Source organism: Bacillus sp. E214, from assembly GCF_008087365.1.
Taxonomy (GTDB): domain Bacteria; phylum Bacillota; class Bacilli; order Bacillales; family Pradoshiaceae; genus Pradoshia.
In genome coordinates, this window is the sequence record NZ_VENN01000001.1 from 1,637,312 (window position 1) to 1,653,545 (window position 16,234).

Annotated in this window: 15 protein-coding genes; 10 read left to right on the forward strand and 5 right to left on the reverse strand. The window is 37.8% G+C overall.

All coding sequences use genetic code 11. The annotated features are described in order from the left end of the window. Positions 1–53 precede the first annotated feature (53 nt). The gene (locus FHY47_RS07620) at positions 54–1,727 is read left to right on the forward strand and encodes a methyl-accepting chemotaxis protein (RefSeq protein ID WP_395940466.1); all 1,674 of its coding nucleotides are present in this window, start codon (positions 54–56) and stop codon (positions 1,725–1,727) included. A 326-nt stretch (positions 1,728–2,053) separates the two neighbouring features. Here the strand turns inward: FHY47_RS07620 and FHY47_RS18905 are convergent, their stop codons facing one another. Continuing rightward, positions 2,054–2,206, reverse strand: a complete 153-nt coding sequence (locus FHY47_RS18905; protein ID WP_187393455.1) for a hypothetical protein — start codon at positions 2,204–2,206, stop codon at positions 2,054–2,056. Between the two features lie 122 nt (positions 2,207–2,328). Here FHY47_RS18905 and FHY47_RS07625 point away from each other — a divergent pair, with 122 nt between their 5' ends. Beyond that, positions 2,329–2,763 carry a ferritin-like domain-containing protein gene (locus FHY47_RS07625; RefSeq protein WP_148630059.1) on the forward strand — a complete coding sequence of 145 codons (435 nt, stop codon included), beginning with the start codon at positions 2,329–2,331 and terminating at the stop codon, positions 2,761–2,763. A gap of 191 nt (positions 2,764–2,954) precedes the next feature. Here the strand turns inward: FHY47_RS07625 and FHY47_RS07630 are convergent, their stop codons facing one another. From FHY47_RS07630 to rnz, 3 genes are all read right to left on the reverse strand, one after another. Further along, positions 2,955–3,431 (reverse strand): bifunctional (p)ppGpp synthetase/guanosine-3',5'-bis(diphosphate) 3'-pyrophosphohydrolase, encoded by a 477-nt coding sequence (locus tag FHY47_RS07630; protein WP_139892422.1) that lies wholly within the window; start codon positions 3,429–3,431, stop codon positions 2,955–2,957. A gap of 220 nt (positions 3,432–3,651) precedes the next feature. Then, complete coding sequence (locus tag FHY47_RS07635) at positions 3,652–4,566, reverse strand: DUF4240 domain-containing protein (RefSeq protein WP_139892423.1); 915 nt, start codon at positions 4,564–4,566, stop codon at positions 3,652–3,654. Positions 4,567–4,725: 159 nt separating this feature from the next. After that, positions 4,726–5,643 carry a ribonuclease Z gene (gene rnz, locus FHY47_RS07640; protein WP_148630061.1) on the reverse strand — a complete coding sequence of 306 codons (918 nt, stop codon included), beginning with the start codon at positions 5,641–5,643 and terminating at the stop codon, positions 4,726–4,728. Positions 5,644–5,875: 232 nt separating this feature from the next. Between rnz and zwf the strand changes: the two genes are divergently transcribed. After that, positions 5,876–7,360 (forward strand): glucose-6-phosphate dehydrogenase, encoded by a 1,485-nt coding sequence (zwf, locus tag FHY47_RS07645; protein ID WP_066104691.1) that lies wholly within the window; start codon positions 5,876–5,878, stop codon positions 7,358–7,360. Positions 7,361–7,391: 31 nt separating this feature from the next. Next, positions 7,392–8,009 (forward strand): cyclase family protein, encoded by a 618-nt coding sequence (locus tag FHY47_RS07650; RefSeq protein ID WP_066104694.1) that lies wholly within the window; start codon positions 7,392–7,394, stop codon positions 8,007–8,009. Between the two features lie 56 nt (positions 8,010–8,065). Here the strand turns inward: FHY47_RS07650 and FHY47_RS07655 are convergent, their stop codons facing one another. After that, entirely contained in the window at positions 8,066–8,455 is a 390-nt protein-coding gene (locus tag FHY47_RS07655) for a thiol-disulfide oxidoreductase DCC family protein (RefSeq protein WP_139892425.1), read from the reverse strand. Positions 8,456–8,748: 293 nt separating this feature from the next. Between FHY47_RS07655 and FHY47_RS07660 the strand changes: the two genes are divergently transcribed. The 6 genes from FHY47_RS07660 to FHY47_RS07685 all read left to right on the forward strand — a co-directional run bounded on the left by FHY47_RS07660 (position 8,749) and on the right by FHY47_RS07685 (position 16,213). After that, positions 8,749–9,501 carry a DeoR/GlpR family DNA-binding transcription regulator gene (locus tag FHY47_RS07660; RefSeq protein WP_139892426.1) on the forward strand — a complete coding sequence of 251 codons (753 nt, stop codon included), beginning with the start codon at positions 8,749–8,751 and terminating at the stop codon, positions 9,499–9,501. Continuing rightward, on the forward strand, positions 9,498–10,409 hold the full coding sequence (gene pfkB / locus FHY47_RS07665) for a 1-phosphofructokinase (RefSeq protein WP_139892427.1): 912 nt from the start codon (positions 9,498–9,500) through the stop codon (positions 10,407–10,409). The genes FHY47_RS07660 and pfkB overlap by 4 nt, the downstream gene beginning before the upstream one ends. Before the next feature lie 12 nt (positions 10,410–10,421). Further along, positions 10,422–12,341: a PTS fructose transporter subunit IIABC gene (locus FHY47_RS07670; protein ID WP_139892428.1), complete on the forward strand. Its 1,920-nt coding sequence runs from the start codon at positions 10,422–10,424 to the stop codon at positions 12,339–12,341. A gap of 434 nt (positions 12,342–12,775) precedes the next feature. Then, on the forward strand, positions 12,776–14,221 hold the full coding sequence (locus FHY47_RS07675) for a peptidoglycan endopeptidase (RefSeq protein ID WP_140462059.1): 1,446 nt from the start codon (positions 12,776–12,778) through the stop codon (positions 14,219–14,221). A gap of 126 nt (positions 14,222–14,347) precedes the next feature. After that, the gene (locus FHY47_RS07680; protein WP_148630063.1) at positions 14,348–15,370 is read left to right on the forward strand and encodes a DUF2804 domain-containing protein; all 1,023 of its coding nucleotides are present in this window, start codon (positions 14,348–14,350) and stop codon (positions 15,368–15,370) included. Positions 15,371–15,583: 213 nt separating this feature from the next. Continuing rightward, a complete protein-coding gene (locus tag FHY47_RS07685; protein WP_066104710.1) occupies positions 15,584–16,213 on the forward strand; it encodes a nitroreductase family protein in 630 nt (209 codons plus the stop codon). Positions 16,214–16,234 lie beyond the last annotated feature (21 nt).

Below are 16,234 nucleotides of genomic sequence, written 5' to 3' on the forward strand. Positions count from 1 at the left end.
GGAAAAATATATTGAAAAAGAAAAAAGCTCGTTCAATCAAGATTAAATTATTGATGTTAACTTTAATAACGTTAATCATTCCTGTAATCGTTATCGGTATCAGCGTATTTTTTATCTCAAAAGATCAATTGATTGAAACAGAGAAAGAAAATCTCCAAACAAACACTGATATGACAATTGGAATGATCGGACTCTTACACCAACAAGTGAGTGCTGGTTATATTTCCTTAGAGGATGCACAGCAACAATTAAATGAAGAGATTCTGGGAGAAGAAGAGCAAGTTTATCAAGGTTATGATTTTGGAGAAGATGGAGAACTATCTGCAATCGACAAAGATGGCACTCTTACCTTACATACTAAAAACGCAGATACAAATTATAAAGACCTTAAAACAAACGGAGACAAAACAGTGGATCAGCTGATTCTTGAGAAAGGTGAGAACGGGGCTTTCATATCGTATTCTTCCAAAAAAGGTGATGTTGAAAAAATAGCTTATGTTAAAAGGGAACCTTATTGGGAATGGACGATTATATCCAGCAAACCCGTCGCAAAAATTACATCTAAATCATCTGAGCTTGCCTGGTTAGTAGCTGTAATATCAATTGGCTCTGTCATCATTGCCAGTTGTACTGCTTACTTCTTTTCTGCAAAAATAGCCAAACCGATTTCACAGGTTAGTAAAGGCCTAAATCGGATTGCGACCGGTGACTTTTCAATCTCTCCATTAAAGAATAAAAGCAAGGATGAATTAGGACAGTTGGCAAGTGATTTTAATACAATGGTGGACAATACGAAGATACTGATCACCCAGGTTAACCATTCAACTGAACAAGTTGCAAGAGCATCCGAAGAATTGACTGCAAGCTCGGAGGAAACAACTCACAGCACAGAAGAAGTATCCAATTCCATTAACCATGTTGCCGATGTGTCTGATTCTGCTAATACTCGACTTCAGGAAAGTGTACACGCTCTTGAGGAAGTGACAACCTCTATCCAGCGTCTGGCAGGTGTATCAAACGAAATCTCCGAAACAGGCAGCAAGGTCGTATCAAAAGCAAATCATGGGAATGAATTATTATCCAGGACCATTCAGCAAATAGAGTTTATTTACAAGAAAGCCACTGAAAGCGAAGAAATCCTGAAAATGCTGGATACCAGTTCCAGTGAAATCAGCAAGATTTCAGGAACTATTTCAGCCATTGCCGATCAAACAAACCTTTTAGCATTAAATGCAGCTATTGAAGCAGCCAGAGCTGGAGAACATGGAAGAGGCTTTGCTGTTGTCGCAGATGAGGTACGAAAGCTTGCTGAGCAATCTCAATCCTCGTCCAGCCAAATCGTCAACCTTATTAAAGAAATCCAGTCAAATATGGAAGGATCGATTTCATCCATGTATGAGGTAAAGGTCGAGGTTGAGGAAGGGATGTCTGTTATCAATAATACGGAAGAGGCTTTCAAGGAAATTGTGGCTTACATGGTTCAAATGGAACAAGAAGTGAATAGCATGGCCGCTTCAGTCCAACAGATTTCGGCCAGCTCCAACCTTGTATCGGATTCCATTAATCAAGTAGCAGAGGATATATCAAGTGTGTCAGTGCATACAACTAATATAGCTGCCTCTACTGAAGAACAGCTTGCAGCCACCGAAGAAATCAGCCTGTCCTCAAGCTCTCTATCCAAGCTCTCATCAGAGTTACAGGAGCAAATGGCGAAATTTAAGCTATAAAAATCTCTTATTACAATTGAAAACTTGGAGAAAATCCAATTTAAAGAAAGACCTTCAGAGAATTTCGCGTGCTGGCAACATTCTTTATGGAAGGTCTTTCTTTTTTCTATTTTATAAGGTTTGTTTCTGAGCCTTAAAGATATCTTTTTTGCTGTCTCCGTTATTCAACTAAATCCCCTTTTTTAAGTACATTTATTCACATATAAATTCTATATATTTTTTCTATGTTAAACTTTAATATTGTTTTTCCCACTTTAAATTGTTTTTTTATTGAAGCATCCCTCACCAATAAAACAACTTTAATTTCATTATTTCTTTATTGCAGATTAAGCATTTAGGTTTTTACGGAATACTTTTTCGGCTCTTGATAAATGATCCAGACGAGTCTTTCTAATCAACACTTCCCCGTCTGCCGTCTGTCGGTTTCTCCAAGCCAAATAGCAAGTGGTTGAGGTCTCAGTGTTATTATTGGTTTTCATCTAATAAAATCGTTTCACTATTTTCAACAGCTGCTAACATTTGAGCTGTATCGATACCGCAATCTAATGATTTTCACTTTACATGGACATAGTAAAATTATTATTTTAAGGAAGTGATATGATTGGACCAACAACAAGCGATTAAGACGCTTAACACATTCTTACGGGGTTCATATATGGCCATTAACGCCTATGAACACTTTATAAAAAAGCTACAACATTCCTCATTAAAAGACTCGTTTATTTCGATCCAGAAAGACCTAAAAAATCACGCAATCCTTATTTCAGAGAGAATTCAAAATCTAGGTGGTACACCTATAACGAGTGAAGGAATATTTGGAAGGATTGAAGCGAAAGTTGTAAATTTGATTGAAAACTACAATTCAGAGGAAGAGATTATAAAACATGCTATTAAGGGGGAAAATATATATGGGATAAAAATGAGTGAGGACCTAGTAAGGGGGAAGTTAGATGAAGAAAGTCTTAGTCTAGTCCATAAAATCCTGGATAAAGACCAGGAACATGTGGATTATCTAAAATCTCTTCTACATTCTTAAAAGTGAATTTCTCATTCAAATTAATTTTAGTACATTTCATTTCTTCCAAGCCTAACATATATATTTAATAAAAAAATCACCTCAAATCAAGAGGTGTTTTTTTATCAATTAAAATTTTTGCTTTCATATTTATTAATATCATTTTTCCTAATATGATTAAATAAGTTGGTTTGATATCATTGATTCCTTATTCACTTCTCTTCCAAAATCTCTATCCATTCATCATCGCTATAAATCCAATTATCTTCTGTTAGAATTCTAATTTCTCTTTCATACTTTTCTGCACGTTGATAATCTTTTTCCTGTGGGTTAGGAATTCTGGATAAGTCTCTGTTTTCTTTTAAATCCGCTATTTTAACTGTTCGACCAAGCTCATTTAATTTGGCGCGATATATAAATGCTTCCCTCTCTTCTCCTTCCCTTCTAGTCACAGAATCAATTCCAGCTATAATTTTTTCTGAAAAGCCATATTCTCGTAAATCATCAAAGGTAAGCTCTGTATCCTCGATGATATCATGCAACACTCCGACAATTTTCTCTTCTGCCGTGTCTAACCTATTCATTACAGCTAATGGATGATTAATGTAAGGGTTACCGCCCTTATCAAATTGATCCTTATGATACTTTTTAGCTAATTCAATAGCTAAGTCTAATAACTCCTCAGACATACTAATCCGTCCCCCATTCTTTTTTAAATATTATATTAATATTATAACTTCATTTGGAATGAAATAAGAAATGGGTCGCTTTCATTTAATCGCAGATAAAAAAACATCTCAAACAACAGAGAATTTTTAATAACAGGTAGAAAATCTTCTCTCTCAAACGGAAGTCAATAGCACTCTTATGCATTAATACCTTTCCTAAAGAATCACCTCAAACGGCTGTTTAGCCCTTCCATCCAGCAATATTTGAGAAAGTTTCATAGCTGCAGCCGGATGTATACTCAAAATCCTTTTTCATTCTTGTTGCATAAGCATAGGAGGCTATTGATAATAAAGGTTCAAATGTTCGATTTTTATTCATCATCTCGGGATTTTTTAATGTACGCTCAAAATTTTGCTGCCCCTCTGCAACCACTGCACAACGGATATACAAAAATAAATCAACAGAAAAATTGATTGGATTATCTTCTATATATGAATATTCTCCGATGTTTTTGGCATGCTCTCTAGTGTCTAATAGGTAGAGTTTGTAAGATAATGCTTCCTCAAATTCTTTTATATCTTTTACACTCATTTTTGATAAAGCAATAACGGCCGGTTCTAGTATATCTTCTCTCCCATTACCATTTGAATTCAGCAAGGAAATAATAGACCAAAATTCTTCATCATGCATCATCTTTTTAGGTACTTGAGCTATATTTCGATTTTCTTCCTCATCATTTTTTTGTTCCTCTTGAACTTCTTTAATAAAATTCTCCTGATCATTCTCCCATCTCCATTCATGATAAACCTCTATTCCAATACGATCCCATTGTTCACAGAATGAATTGCATATTATAGCTTTTTCCTTTTCCGCCAAAGGAAGATTTCCTATATATATTAAATCCCGAGGAGGCTCTCCATCAACCCATACAAGGGCTCGATTATTCTTATAAAAAAAATGATTTTGACGAAGGATATAAGTTAAACAATTATTCTCAATAACAGGCAGTTCCTCACCTATATATGGAGTTGTGATAACCAGGTATGAGCCTAATTCTTGATGGTGCTTAGCAATTCTTATCGCACCAAACCGTCCATCAGGCAGTTTTACAGCAAACACATCTCCAATTAATACTTCAAACTTTTGTTTATCCAAATCGTATTCCCCCTATATATGTATACATCAATTGTATTACATTTTCTTACAAAAGGGTTTTTAATTAAAACTAATAAAACTATGCTTATCCCAGAAATAAAAAAAGATAGCAGGACATACGCTTCCTGCTATCTCTACTATTAGTTTATCGATTTATTTTTAAAGCTTAAAAACCGAAAAATCTCTCGCTAATTCAGTATTTGCAAAAACAGCTTTGGCCTCATTAACAAGCTCTATTTCATCATCCATAGTAAATCTGGAACTGATGTGAGTGAGGATTAAACGCTTGGCACCCGCTTTTACAGCGCATTCGGCTGCCTGAATGGTAGTCGAATGAAAATAGTCAGCGGCCATCTCTTCCTGTCCCTTTTGGAAAGTAGCTTCATGAACGATGCATTCAGCGTGCAATGCCAGATTGACAGTATTTTCACACGGGCGGGTATCACCCAATATAGCAATCACTCTCCCCGGCTTAGGTGTTCCGATATAATCTCTGCCATCTATTATGCGGCCATCCTCCAATTGGACCATTTCACCTTTTTTCAGCTTGCTGTATAACGGACCGGGCGGAATTCCAGCTTCTTTTAATAAATCAGCCCGTAGTTCTCCGGGTTTATCTTTTTCGACGATTCGATACCCATAGCTTAAAATAGCATGATCTAAAGGCAATACCTCCACTCTGAATGTCTCATCCTCGAATAGCAGACCATCTTCTACTATTTCCACGAATGACAGATCATATTTTAAATGAGTTTGGCTCAAACGCAAGGACGTTTCCACATACTCTTTGATTCCTACCGGTCCGTAAATGGTCAGCGGTTCTGTCCCCCCCTGAAATGAACGGCTGCCAAGTAAGCCAGGTAGCCCATATATATGATCACCATGCAGATGCGTGATGAATATTTTCTCTATTTTTCTCGTTTTTACAGGCGTGCGTAATATTTGATGCTGAGTCGCTTCTCCACAATCAAACATCCAGCTTGCCCCTCTCTCTTCATTCATCTGCAGGATAAGCGAAGATACGTTTCGCTGCTTAGCCGGTATGCCGGCTCCTGTTCCTAAAAATACAAATTCCAATCTAATTCCTCCAGCCTATTTGAATACATCTATTTTACAGCACTCTTCCTTTTTTTTCAGCATTTGAGAAAATCCGAATACTTCCACATTTTTAATATAGCGATAAAATATTTTATTTTCTCCCTCTTTATCTGTAAACTAAGTATAGATGAAAAAAATTCAATCCATTGATAAAGAGTTGAATAAGAGATAAAATAAACTATCGTAATTACCATATAAGGAGAGGTTCTGAATGCCCACTATTGACAAACAATCAGGATTAATATTGATATTTGGGGCTACTGGAGATTTAGCGCAACGGAAACTTTTCCCTTCATTATTCCGTCTATACACGAAAGGCAGATTATCTTCAAACTTCGCCTGTATAGGAATTGGCAGACGCGAATGGACAACAGATCGTCTTAAACAACATATTCAGGAAGCGGTTGCCGATGAACATGGCACTGATTCAGAAAAGCTTGAATTTGCCGGTCATTTCTACTATCAATCACTGGATGTCAGCCAAGCGAGTGTATCATATGAAGAACTGCGTCTCTTGGCAGACCAATTGGATGAAAAATATGAGTTAAATGGAAATCGACTATTTTATCTTGCGATGGCACCGGAGTATTTTGGACCGATTGCCACAAGATTAAAAGAAGATGGATTGACCAATACAGCCGGTTATAAACGCTTAGTTATCGAAAAGCCATTCGGCCATGATTTTAAATCAGCTGAAGAGCTCAATAATCAGCTTCGTCAATCATTCTCCGAAAATGAAATTTATCGAATCGATCATTATTTAGGGAAAGAAATGGTTCAAAATATTGAAGTGATTCGCTTTGCAAATGCTTTTTTTGAACCGCTTTGGAATAATCACTACATAGCCAATGTTCAGATTACCTCTACAGAAACTCTCGGAGTTGAAGATAGAGGCAGATATTATGAGAACAGCGGTGCCTTGCGTGATATGGTTCAAAACCATATTATGCAAATTGTTTCACTGCTTGCGATGGAGGCTCCGATTAAATTAACGACTGACGAGATCCGCAGTGAAAAAGTTAAAGTACTTCGCTCCCTTCGCCCTATAAAGGAAGATGAAGTAGATCAATACTTTGTGCGCGGTCAATATGGTGAAGGTCAAGTCGGTGACAAACTTTTACCAGCATACCGTTCTGAAAATATGGTTGACCCAGAGTCCAATACAGAAACTTATGTAGCCGGAAAATTGTTATTTGAAAATTTCAGATGGGCCGGTGTACCGTTCTATATCCGTACCGGCAAGCGGCTTGCGGCGAAGTCTACTCAGATTGTCGTACAATTTAAGGACGTGCCGATGAATCTGTTTTATAGAACTGAAGAGCAGCTAAACCCTAATTTACTAGTTATTAATATCCAGCCTAAAGAAGGAATCACGCTTCACCTCAATGCTAAAAAAGGCGGAAAAACACCAGTTAAATTAAGCTTTAGGACTTCCAAATACGACCGATTCAATACCCCTGAAGCCTATGAACGCCTGCTTTTCGATGCGATGCGCGGAGATGCAACAAACTTTTCCCATTGGGATGAAGTAGCCTTGTCCTGGAAGTTCACAGATGTAATTTCTCGTGCATGGGAAAGCCAACCTGCTGGATGTTTCCCTAATTATTCATCCGGTTCAATGGGGCCAGAGAGCGCAGATGAACTGCTCTCAAAAGATGGCTTCCATTGGTGGGCAATTGAAGAAGAAGACGAGTAAATTAAAATAAAGTTGTGGAGGAGAAACCAATATGAAAATTTATGATGTTTCTATGCCAATTTACACTGGAATGCCCGTTTATAAAAATATTGAGGACAAACAGCCAGTTTTCAACACTGTAACAAACGGACATGTTACCGAATCCCGCATTACTCTTGATGCCCATGTCGGAACTCATACAGATGCCCCGCTTCATATGATGAATGATGGTGCTACTATTGAAACAATTGGACTTGAACGTCTCGTTGGTAAGTGTAAAGTATTTGATTTAACTCATGTAACAGGGTTAGTTGAAAAAGAAGATCTTGAGTCTTTACCTATTGAAAAAGGTGACTTCATTCTTTTAAAAACAAAAAACTCTTTCGATGAAGAATTTAACTTTGAATTTATCGCGCTAGGTGAGTCTGGTGCGAAGCATGTGTCTGAGATTGGCATTAATGGTGTTGGTATCGATGGGCTTGGTGTTGAACGTGCTCAACCTGGACACCCTACTCACCGAACCCTGTTTGCAAACGATGTAATTGTTATTGAAGGTTTGCGCTTGAAAGATGTCCCTGCCGGTGAATACTTTATGGTCGCAGCACCGCTTAAATTGGTAGGCATTGATGCTGCTCCGTCTCGTGTATTATTGCTGGATGGTATGCTTTAATAAATGATTAAATCCACTTTCGCCTGCGAAAGTGGATTTTTTTGATGTAGAACCCATCATAAAAACCTTTTTCGAATTTCCGGTGAAGGCAACATACACTGATCTTTACTACCGAACCATTTAATTCTGTTTCTCGCAATTAAATCATACACTCTATCTCTAATAGTTCTTGGAACCAGCTTAAAGACATACAACATACTCCATAAACCCGATAAATGTTTACATATCCTTAAGGCAGCCGAAGACTTCATATAGTATTTGTGATTATCTGGTTCAAGTAAAATTAAGCTGTCTATTCCTTCAGGAACATGGTATTCCTTTAATAACTGCTGGCCTGCTTCACTCTGCAGGGAGGCAAAAACAAAAATTCCTTTCGGGTCTCTTTTAATGATAAATTGAACACTCTTATCGCAAAAATTGCATTCCCCATCAAATAATACAATCATCTTCTACTAACCCCCTTCTCAAGTTGCCCCTTCTGTTTCTATTGATAAAGTTACCCTCTTTATTGTGATATAGACAATTTTGTTACCCCAAAATATAAATTCTTCTATTTGATTATACTAAACCCATCTTATTAAATAATGGATTTTATCTAAAAACCATCTCAGGTGCTATAAAGAATTAACCCTATGATAGTTTTTAAAAACTTCATGAATCTTTTTGATTGATTTTGAATGAATTTGATTGATTTTTATTTATAAACACATTATATTTAAACGGTAGGGAGGTGATTGGATTGCTGACTTCAGAAAGACAGCAATATATCATCGAAAAAATCAACCAAAATGGCTTCATCAAAATACAGGAGCTAGTAAAAGAATTACATACATCAGAATCCACAATTCGCAGAGACTTAAGCCAATTGGAAGACATGTCTATTTTAAAGAGAGTACATGGCGGAGCTGAACTTGTGAAAAAACGCAGCATTGAACCAACGATTCTGGAGAAATCCACTTCCAGAACAAGCGAAAAAAAAGCAATCGCCAAAGAAGCTGTAAGTATGATTGATGATGGTGATTGTATTTATCTTGATGCTGGTACAACAACCCTTGCTATGATTCCCTTCATTCAAAATAAACCCGTTACAGTCGTCACAAATGGGATTATGCAGGCAGCTGCACTTCAGAAAAGCAATATTATTACGTATTTAATTGGTGGCCGCATCAAGAAATCTACAAATGCAATAATTGGCAGTCAGGCTATCAATAATATAAACAACTACCGGTTTGATAAAGTTTTTCTCGGAATAAACGGCATTCATCCAGATTGGGGCTTCAGTACACCTGACCCAGAGGAAGCTATATTAAAAAGATCAGCCATCGATTTATCGAAAGAAGCTTTTATATTAGCCGATTTCAGTAAATTTGATGAAACATCCTTTGCCAGAGTGGCTGAACTGAATCAAGCAACTATAATTACCAGCGGGATGGATTCAGCCAAATTGGCTAAGTATAAGATGAATACAAAAATAAAGGTAGTGAAATCATGATCTATACCGTAACACTAAATCCATCGGTGGATTTCATCGTAGAGGTTGATCATTTTCAACTTGGCGGCTTAAATCGAATGCGCAAAGAAGCTAAATATCCAGGAGGAAAAGGAATAAATGTTTCACGTATCCTCTCCCGAATTGGTTCAAAAACAACCGCACTTGGTTTTAGCGGTGGATTTCCGGGTGGATTCATTCTCGATGCTTTGAGAAAAGAGAACGTACCTGAAGATTTTATCAATGTCGATGAAGATTCCCGAATCAATATAAAGCTAAAAACTGGGCAAGAAACTGAAATTAATGGATTAGGGCCATACATAAGCGCCGAAAAAATGGATGAACTCCGTCAAAAGCTTTCAAAGATGACTAAGGAGGATATTCTCGTTTTGTCAGGCAGCATCCCTCCTTCCATTTCGCCAGATTTGTATCAGCAGTTAACAAGGGAATATGCAGCACAAGGTATACAAGTAGTCGTAGATGCAAGCGGAAAAACCTTACTCGATGTTGTAAAAGAACATCCTTTTCTTGTGAAACCAAATCATCATGAACTTGGGGAACTATTTGATACGAAAATAGAAACAACCAAAGAGGCCATTCAGTACGGTAGCATTCTTGTTGAGCAAGGTGCTAAAAACGTAATTGTTTCTATGGCAGGCGAAGGAGCTTTACTTATTAATCACGATGGAGTTTATACAGCTACGATTCCAAAAGGAGATGTAAAAAACTCTACTGGTGCAGGCGATTCTTTAGTAGCTGGATTTATCGGGAAGTGGGATCAAACGAAGGATATACAAAAAGCATTTCAATATGGAGTTGCCTCTGGAAGTGCAACAGCATTCAACTACGACCTTGCCGAAAAAGAACATATCGAAGCTCTTCTCCCGCAAGTTGAAATTCAAAAACTATAAGGAAGTGAAACCATGAGAATCACAGACCTGTTAAAGAAAGATACTATTATCCTGAATCTTTCATCCAGTAACAAAAAAGAAGTTATTGCTGAACTTGTCAGCAAACTAGATCAAGCAGGCAAACTGAAAGATCGTAAAGGATATCATGAAGCAATCATGAAACGTGAAGAGCAAAGCACAACCGGTATCGGTGAAGGGATTGCAATCCCCCATGCTAAATCGGCAGCTGTTAAAGAAGCGGCCCTATGTTTCGGTCGTTCCATTAACGGAATTGATTATGAATCATTGGATGGGCAGCCTGCTCGCCTGTTCTTTATGATAGCCGCGCCTGACGGAGCAAACGATACTCATCTTGATACATTATCAAAGCTTTCCTCTATGCTAATGTATGATGATTTCCGTCAGGCTATTTTGAAAGCTTCTTCAGAGGATGAAATCCTCTCTATTATTGATGCCAAACAGAATGAGCTTGAAAATGAAGATTCAAAAGATCAACCTGCACCGGATACTGCAGAGGCAAATGAAGAAGGTTATGTGTTAGCCGTCACTGCCTGTCCAACTGGAATTGCGCACACCTATATGGCAGCGGATGCCTTAAAAGCAAAAGCGAAAGAAATGAATGTAAATATTAAAGTAGAAACAAATGGTTCCACCGGAATCAAAAACCCTCTCACTGCTGAAGATATTCAAAAAGCAAGTGCAATCATTGTTGCTGCAGACAAAAACGTTGAAATGAATCGTTTCAATGGCAAACATGTGATTCAAGTTCCTGTAGCACAAGGAATCCGCAAGCCCGAAGAACTAATTAACCGTGCTTTAAAACAGGATGCCCCAATTTACGAAGCCAAAGGCGGATCCACTAATCAGGATAGCGGGAATCAGGAGAAAAAAGGGATAGGCGCTCAAATATATAAACATCTCATGAGCGGTGTAAGTAATATGCTTCCATTCGTTGTCGGCGGCGGTCTCTTAATTGCCCTTTCCTTCTTATTTGGCGGAATTAACCCAACCGATCCAACGACACCGGGCTACAATGAATTTGCTGCAGCACTCAATACCATTGGCGGCGGAGACAAGGGTGCGTTCTTCTTATTAGTACCTGTACTTGCTGGTTTCATTGCCAGCTCGATTGCAGATCGCCCAGGTTTCATGCCCGGTATGGTCGGCGGCTTATTAGCTGCAACGGCAGGCGCAGGCTTCCTTGGCGGATTAATCGCTGGTTTCCTTGCAGGGTATGTAACTCTTGGTGTGAAAAGAGCTTTCAATTGGCTGCCAACTTCTTTGGAAGGTATCAAACCAGTACTGCTATATCCTTTATTTGGCCTATTAATTACCGGTCTAATTATGATATTCATCATTAATGACCCGGTTGTGGCCATGAATAAAGGGCTGACTAATTGGCTTGAAAACTTAAGCGGTACAAACGCAGTGTTCCTTGGTTTAATCGTCGGCGGTATGATGGCTGTCGATATGGGAGGTCCTATCAATAAGGCTGCTTTCACATTTGGTATAGCAGCAATTGCTGCCGGCAATGGTGTCCCCCATGCTGCTGTTATGGCTGGAGGAATGGTCCCACCGCTTGGTATCGCACTATCCACTACATTCTTTAAACATAAATACACTGACTCGGAACGTAAGTCTGGTCTTACAAACTATGTTATGGGTGCTTCCTTCATCACGGAAGGAGCAATCCCCTTTGCAGCAGCAGATCCAATTCGAGTCATCGTCAGTTCTGTAATAGGCGCTGCCACGGCTGGAGCCTTATCTGCAGCATTTGGCTGTTCGACTCCAGCTCCACACGGTGGTATCTTCGTTGTTGGATTAATAGATAATCCTTTTATGTACCTTTTAGCCATACTAATTGGTTCACTAGTAACAGCTGTTCTTTTAGGCTTTTGGAAAAAGAATGCAACTATTAAGGATGTTGCGTAAGCAAAAAGAAAGAATGACCTTGTTTCTGGTCATTCTTTTTTATATGCACAAAATCCGCATATAACTTACTGTTAAAGCTAATATCTAATTTCTTTGGATAACTGCTGAGCTTAATTCTTTGTTTTTTCTAACACGTTTATATATAACTGCCTAATGGTTCACTATAATATAATTTACATCGATTATACACTTCCCTAAATTTGTACGTCTGCAACCAGAATATTCACTCACCCCCTACCCAGGTATTAAATTCCTCCTATTGTTAATTATTCTAAAAAAATAAAAAATAGTAAGTTTTATTTCTAAATTTTATTAATCTCATATTCTTACAACAGCGAAAATTAATACTTATAACTTTAATCTAAAATTTTACTATGCTAATATAATAACGATATTGTATTTTTATCAAATAGCTAGTAAAGGAGTTGATTCAAATGAAGCATATAAAAGTTGTGACCCTCACTGCAGCTGCAATCATGTCGACTGCTTTTGCTCAAGAAGCCTCTGCAGCATCGACATATACAGTTAAAAAGGGGGATACACTTTCTTTTATTGCCTCAAAATTCAAAACAACGGTTTCGAATTTAAAGAAGTTGAATGATTTGACAGGTGACATTATTTATCCAAACCAAGTCATCACAGTATCTAGTAGTACATCATCATCCGGTATTACCGAACGTTCTATCAGTTCTAAAACTTACACCATTAAATCAGGAGATACTTTATCAGCAATAGCTGCTAAGCACTCTACGACTGTAAGTAAACTAAAGAGCTGGAATGATTTAAAGAATGATCTCATTTACCCTGGTCAAATTATTAAAGTGGCCGAAGGTGCTTCCGGATCCTCATCAAGCACCAATCATTCTTCTTCCGGAAGTACATCAGTGTCTACCAATCAGACATATACGGTAAAGTCAGGAGACACATTAAGTAAAATCGCCCGTAAATATTCAACTACGGTCAGTCAGCTTATGAGCTGGAACAACCTATCGAGTACAGTTATTTATCCGAATCAAACGTTAAAGGTGACTAAGTCTTCAACTACTACTGGATCTAGCAGTTCAAGTTCTACAAGTTCTTCCAGCAGTAGTTCATCCGCTACTACTTATACGGTGAAATCTGGCGATACGTTAAGTAAAATTGCCAACAAGCATTCAATTACAGTCAGTCAACTTAAGAGCTGGAATAACCTATCCAGTACAATTATTTACCCTAACCAAGTGTTAAAGGTGTCTAAGCCTTCTACTACTACAGGGTCAAGCAGCTCTTCAAGCTCTTCCGGCAGTACTGCTACTTCAACGACCTATACAGTTAAGTCGGGGGATACGCTAAGTAAGATTGCTAAAACCTATTCCTTGACCGTTTCACAAATCAAATCGATGAATGGGTTAAAATCTGATGTGATTTATGTGGGGCAAAAGCTGAAAATTTCAAAGGCAGCAAGTGATTTGCCTTCTGTTTCCGAACCTTCAAGCGGGTCTTCTTCCGCTCAGGAAACAATAGGAAACTCAGCTTTTACATCTAATCTGATTTCCATCAGTAAAAGCTTGATCGGCACAAAATATGTGTGGGGAGGAACAACACCATCTGGGTTCGATTGCAGCGGTTTTCTTTATTATGTCTTTAATAAAGCGGGACATTCTATGCCAAGATACACGGCTGAAGGTTTCTTTAATCGTTCCTATTATGTAAGTTCTCCTCAGCCTGGAGATCTCATTTTCTTTTCCGGTACATATAAGAAAGGAATCTCCCATTTAGGCATCTATCTAGGAAATAATGAATTTATTCATGCTGATAACAGCGGAGTACGTATTACTAGTACAAACAACAGCTATTATAAAAAACATTTTGATAGTTATAAGCGATTATACGCTAATTAAGATTCAGCGAGCGGGTTCTATTACCCGCTCGCTGTTTTTTCACCAATAGACTCACCTTCCCTCTAATGATAAATTAATAATAAATCTGTACTACAAATAGTAATTCTAATAGAAAGGTTGTTAAGGATGAGTCATATATATAATGAAAGAGAAATAATAGAACCAGTTCATTTATGCGATGAAAAAGGTAATTTAATACCTGATAGCATAGGCTGGTCGAGAAAGCCTCTTATCAGCGGAAATGTCACTGGACGCTTTCTTCGTAAAAAGAAATGGAACTATTGGTGTATAACAAATAAAGATGTTCTTTTTTCGGCTACAATCAGCCATTTAGATTTCGCAATGGTTTGCTTTGTTTATTATCTCGATTTAAACACCAAGACATTTTTTGAGAAAACAGCCTTATTTCCTTTTAAAAGTAATAAAGCGCTCCCTAATGATGTATTGGCGAGTACTAAACTCACCTCCAAACAAATGGACATCGCTATATTATGGGAAAATAATCGTTTTCAGCTGAACGTAGAGATTCCTAATTTCAACAAAAAACCGTTGCTGGCAAACTTTGAAATTAGCTATCCTGAAACGGATTCGTTGAGTGTTGTCATACCCTGGAGTGATCAAACATTTCAATTAACAACGAAAATGCACTGTCTTCCTACTAAAGGGACGCTGACTATTGGGTCTAAAACCTATCAATTTACTCCTGATGAAAGCTATGCCAGCTTAGATTACGGACGAGGTATCTGGCCAAGAAACTGTACCTGGAATTGGGGAATGGCATCTGGTAAACAAGGAAATGATGTAATTGGTCTAAATTTTGGCGGACAATGGACTGATGGGACAGGCTTTAATGAAAATGCCGTATTAGTTAATGGACGGCTGACAAAAATCAGTGAAGATATGAAATTTCACTATAATAAACATGATTTCATGCAGCCATGGAAGATTGACTCTTTGGCGACTGATTGTGTAAGGCTCACCTTTACACCTCTATATGAACGGATCGCCAAGACTGATGCTATTATAGTGAAATCAGAAGTACATCAAATGGTAGGCTATTATAACGGAGAAATACGCTTACCGGACAGCACTATCCTGACAATCAAGCAAATGCTTGGCTGTATTGAAGACCATATAGCAAAATGGTAGATTGATGTTCACTTATTCGAATATAGATATACGGAGTTGCCTAAAAAAAAGTTAGTTTTCTTCATGTTTTTTCACAATCCATATCGTTTGCGTTCCTAACTGGCGATTGAGTTGACAAATGTAAGTTGCAACATTACAATTTACTTGTTACTTACTAAAAATAAGCAAAGCATATAATAATAACTTTATTTATGGAACTGTGGGGGATTTACTTTGTCAAATGTACATAAAGATTTATCAACGATTATTAAGGAACGTCATTCGATCAGACAGTATGATGCTTCTTTTAAAATTTCCGAAGAAGAATTAAAAAGCATCCTTGAGGAAGCTACTTTAGCTCCATCTTCTAGCAATATGCAGGCTTGGAGCTTCATCGTAGTTAAAGATGAGGATAGAAAGAAAGATCTTGCCTTATATGGTAACAATGCAAAGGTGGCTGAAAATGCATCTGCTGTTATTGCTGTCCTTGGGGATACTGAAATGTATAAAAAAGCAGATCAAATCTACGATATGATGTTTGAAGCAGGCTATGTTGACGAAGAAAATAGACAAAGGCTCGTGAATGATGTTAAACGGGTCTATCCAGGTGCACCTTTAGAAACAAGAGCTAATATGGCAAGCTTTGATGCCGGTCTTGTTTCCATGCAATTAATGCTGATAGCGAAAAATCGTGGGCTGGATACCATTACGATGGGCGGCTTCGATAAAACTGCTTTTGCTAAAAATTTCAATGTGGACGAAAGATATATTCCATTAGTATTAATCGCAATTGGTAAAGCAGAGGGAGATCATTACTTTAAAACCGTACGCTTACCTGTAGAAGATATTACTACATTTATCTAATCGAGATGATATAAGGATAGA

Bases quoted from the DNA above. Each gene is read 5' to 3' on its own strand.
- FHY47_RS07620 (WP_395940466.1), top strand. From the start codon at position 54: ATGTTAACTTTAATAACGTTAATCATTCCTGTAATCGTTATCGGTATC.
- FHY47_RS18905 (WP_187393455.1), bottom strand. From the start codon at position 2,206: ATGAAAACCAATAATAACACTGAGACCTCAACCACTTGCTATTTGGCT.
- FHY47_RS07630 (WP_139892422.1), bottom strand. From the start codon at position 3,431: ATGTCTGAGGAGTTATTAGACTTAGCTATTGAATTAGCTAAAAAGTAT.
- zwf (WP_066104691.1), top strand. From the start codon at position 5,876: ATGCCCACTATTGACAAACAATCAGGATTAATATTGATATTTGGGGCT.
- FHY47_RS07650 (WP_066104694.1), top strand. From the start codon at position 7,392: ATGAAAATTTATGATGTTTCTATGCCAATTTACACTGGAATGCCCGTT.
- FHY47_RS07655 (WP_139892425.1), bottom strand. From the start codon at position 8,455: ATGATTGTATTATTTGATGGGGAATGCAATTTTTGCGATAAGAGTGTT.
- pfkB (WP_139892427.1), top strand. From the start codon at position 9,498: ATGATCTATACCGTAACACTAAATCCATCGGTGGATTTCATCGTAGAG.
- FHY47_RS07670 (WP_139892428.1), top strand. From the start codon at position 10,422: ATGAGAATCACAGACCTGTTAAAGAAAGATACTATTATCCTGAATCTT.
- FHY47_RS07675 (WP_140462059.1), top strand. From the start codon at position 12,776: ATGAAGCATATAAAAGTTGTGACCCTCACTGCAGCTGCAATCATGTCG.
- FHY47_RS07680 (WP_148630063.1), top strand. From the start codon at position 14,348: ATGAGTCATATATATAATGAAAGAGAAATAATAGAACCAGTTCATTTA.